The organism is Thermotalea metallivorans, assembly GCF_001562415.1.
In the GTDB taxonomy this organism is placed as follows: domain Bacteria; phylum Bacillota; class Clostridia; order Peptostreptococcales; family Thermotaleaceae; genus Thermotalea; species Thermotalea metallivorans.
This window is the reverse complement of the sequence record NZ_LOEE01000051.1, coordinates 1-2789: the sequence shown is the minus strand read 5'-3', so window position 1 is coordinate 2789 and position 2789 is coordinate 1. Positions and strand designations below refer to the sequence as shown.

Annotated in this window: 4 protein-coding genes; 3 read left to right on the top strand and 1 reads right to left on the bottom strand. The window is 32.6% G+C overall.

Going from position 1 to position 2789, the window contains the following annotated elements; genetic code table 11:
* The 3 genes from AN619_RS11505 to AN619_RS11495 all read left to right on the top strand — a co-directional run.
* On the top strand, positions 1 to 281 hold a 281-nt coding region (locus AN619_RS11505; protein WP_198153295.1), incomplete at its 5' end, for a transposase.
* Complete coding sequence (locus AN619_RS15665; protein WP_083525105.1) at positions 253 to 780, top strand: radical SAM protein; 528 nt, start codon at positions 253 to 255, stop codon at positions 778 to 780. The genes AN619_RS11505 and AN619_RS15665, both read left to right, overlap by 29 nt.
* A 285-nt stretch (positions 781 to 1065) precedes the next feature.
* Positions 1066 to 2310 (top strand): MFS transporter, encoded by a 1245-nt coding sequence (locus AN619_RS11495; protein ID WP_068557095.1) that lies wholly within the window; start codon positions 1066 to 1068, stop codon positions 2308 to 2310.
* Positions 2311 to 2579: 269 nt separating this feature from the next.
* Here AN619_RS11495 and AN619_RS11490 read toward each other — a convergent pair.
* A partial coding sequence (locus AN619_RS11490) for an IS3 family transposase (protein WP_157064996.1) occupies positions 2580 to 2789 on the bottom strand: 210 nt, incomplete at its 5' end.

The window sequence follows — 2789 nt, the reverse complement described above, 5'->3', positions numbered from 1 at the left end:
GGGAGAACAATCTGGATAAGGTCTTATGCCTATATGATTTTCCTAGAGAGATTCGTCACATTATCTATACAACCAATGCTATAGAAAGCTACCACAGCTCTTTAAGGAAAGTAATCAATACAAAGGCAGCTTTTCCTAACGATGAAGCAGTATACAAACTTTTTTACCTTCGAACAATGGATATCGTGAGCAAATGGAATCGGGCCATTCCTAATTGGTCTCAGGTATTAAATCAATTGGTCATATTATTTGGTGATAGGATCACAAAATTCCTGCCTTAAAAAAAGTTTACACACTTTACTTGACAAGGTCTCAGAGCAAGAAAAGTTAATAAAAGCAAATCATAACTCTGTAAAGCTGGAAAGGTTATGGGAAAAAGGATGTATAGTTGATGATAATTTCAATGAAGAAGAATATGTTGTTAACTCCTTATCAGCTAGTTCAAGAAGCTATAATTTAACAATTATTACGACATATGACTGCAATATGACTTGTGACTACTGTTTTCAAAGTCATTTGAATAAGATTTCCATGGCTGCTGCACATATAGATACTATCTTGGCAAGGATAGTGAATAAGATTGTAAATAAAAAGAAGTCTGATGTTAAAATAGCGTTTACAGGGGAAGAACCACTCATAAATTTTGATTTTATAAGAATGTTTCTGGAAGAATTCAAAAACAGAATTGTAAGTAAATATGGAATAACCTATTCAGTTGTACTGATTACAAATGGGACATTGCTTAATGAAAAAAATAATGGAATATTTAAGCATTCATAACTGCGTGGGTATTCAAGTAACTTTAGATGGTGTAGAAGAAAAGCACAATAGATCTGGACCTTTGCGAAATGGTAATCATTCATTTGAAATTATTACACATAACATCAATTGTTTTATGCAAAAGATACCCTTTGTGATTCGGTGCAATTATAAGCTATATAATCCTCAGTATAAATAATTCTTGAAGTTTTTTTATTTCTACATGCATATAAACCCTTTACGGGTTAATGCATATAATTAAGATTAAAATATATTAAATGTGTGATAGAACGGAGGGAGATATTTGTGCAATATAATGTTGATGCAATAAAAACAATGATAAAGGCAAGGAAAGAATTTGTATTGGTGGGATGTGCACAGGTAATTTCTGATTTGGGCAATTGGTTTTATACTGTTGCGGTTAGTGCAATGATATATTCTATGTCCAGATCGGCGACTGCATTATCTATGGTATTGATTCTAAGCCTAATTCCATCCGCTATATTTTCTATTATTGGAGGGGCAATTAGCGATAAGTATAATGCTAAAAAAACGATGATCTATGCTGACCTGATAAGAGGAATTATAACTTTATTTGCACTTAGGGTTATAGCTACAGGTTCCGTAAATATTTTATATATTATTGCCTTTATAAATTCCATATGTGGTGCTATTTTTACTACTGCTAGATATCGAATTATAACCCACTTAGTTCCTAAAGAACAATTATCCCGTGCTTTTTCAAGATTAAGAATTCTATATGAATTGACGGTTATTTTGGGTTCAGCCACAGGGGGTCTGGTTTTTGCTTTTCTAGGATTTCAATACGTTATTTTTTTCAATAGCTTTACATTTTTCCTTTCTTTAATTCTTTTACTCTTTGTTTTCTATGAGGAAGAAGAAATAAAGTCTTCAAAAATGGATAATAACTTTGTAGCAATGCAAAAAGAAGGATTTAAGTATATAACGCAAAATAAAAAATTAAGGATACTGTCTTTATATAAAATATTCTATACAATTAGCGGAGGCATTTTAAATATTTTACCCAGCATACTGGCGATTAAGATTTTCAATTATGGTGAAACAGGCATTGGTTTTACATTTAGTGCAATTGGTATTGGATCAATTATAGGCGCTTATTTTGTTGGAAAGCTAAAAACTGAAACTTTTGAAAAAGCAAACTTAGTCTATGGGGGAGTAGTGATTATCTTTGGATGGCTTACATTGCTGCTTGTGAAGGATTTCTATTTTGCCCTTTTGGCAATAGCTATTATTTGTACCGGGAATATCTTTTCACATACATATATCGAAAGCTTTTCAGTCAAGGACATTGAGCAGGAATTTGTGGGAAGAATATCGGGTGTATTTCAATCTATTACGTATGGTGCTGTATTTATCTCCCTTACATTGCTAGCCAGATGGATAGATATAGATTATCAAAATACTATCAGTTTTTGTATAGTGCTGGTGATTATTCCTAATCTTATCACTTACATGATGGGTATGGTCAAAACTCCAAGCACGGATGCTATGAACGATAAGCAAGGATGATTAAAAAAAAAAGAGTTCATAGAGTTTTTCCATAGCTATATGGATCTATGTCAATAGTTTGGACACAAATTTAAGTTTTTCATTTAAACTACCGACACCCTTGACAAACTATTCATAAATGCACCCTGACTTTTACCCGAAGGCGACAAACTCAAAGCAAGCTATATACAGCCTTCGGAACAAGCTATTTTAGCATTTATTCATTAGTTTATCAAGGGCAAGCCCTACGGGTTGGCTAGTATTCCCTCAGGCTCAAAATCTAAAGCAAACTATGCTGCTCTACATATATTCTCATATTGCTCTGGGGTCATATAATCAATTGATGAATGGATTCGTTTTCTATTATAAAACCCTTCTATATACTGAAATAATACTGATTTTGCATGTTCATGATCTATGAATGTATTCAGGTATACACATTCTTTCTTTAATATTGCATGAAAGCTTTCTATACTGGCATTGTCATAAGGACATCCCTT